1 pseudogene is annotated in these 625 nt (G+C 67.0%); it reads right to left on the bottom strand.

What is annotated here, in order from left to right:
• Positions 1-13: 13 nt before the first annotated feature.
• Positions 14-625, bottom strand: a pseudogene (locus AX744_RS10940) (IS3-like element ISAar43 family transposase); the annotation flags it as partial.

The raw sequence follows: 625 nt of genomic DNA, 5'->3' as shown, positions 1-625 counted from the left end.
TGGGCCGCCCCCTTCATTCGGTCCGGTCGCTGTGCGAGTCGTCGGTTTCCAGTTGATGGGTGCATTGCCGAGCGTAGTCGACCGGTGCGAGGTATCCGAGCGATGAGTGCCGGCGGTCATGGTTGTACTCGGTCTTCCAGTCGCCGATCACGACCTGGGCGTGCAGCAGCGAGTAGAAGCTGTTGATGTTCAGGCACTCGTCGCGGAGCCTGCTGTTGAACGACTCGACGTACCCGTTGTGCCAGGGCGAGCCGGGCGGAATGTAGGACAGGCCGGTGCGGGTGCCGGCCCAGTCGGCCATCGCGTCGCTGATGAACTCCGGGCCGTTGTCTGATCTGAGCACCGCGGGCGCGCCGCGGACGGCGACGAGGTCCTCGAGGTGGGCAGTGAGTCGGTCCGCGGTGATCGACCGCTCGACAAGCCCTCCGATGCACTCACGGGTGTGTTCGTCGACGATGGAGCAGATCTTGATCGGGCGGCCCTGCTCGTCGGCATCGAACTGGAAGTCCACCGCCCACACGAGATTCGGTGCGACCGCTGCCGGGGCGTCGACGGTCGAGGATCCGACGCGTTTGCGCCGCCGCCGCTGGGGGACACGGAGGCCTTCCTCGCGCCAGAGCCGCTG

It is taken from the genome of Microbacterium sp. CCH5-D1, from assembly GCF_001557335.1.
In the GTDB taxonomy this organism is placed as follows: domain Bacteria; phylum Actinomycetota; class Actinomycetes; order Actinomycetales; family Microbacteriaceae; genus Microbacterium; species Microbacterium oxydans.
Note: the sequence above shows the minus strand (reverse complement) of the source record. Positions and strands in the feature narration are given on the sequence as shown.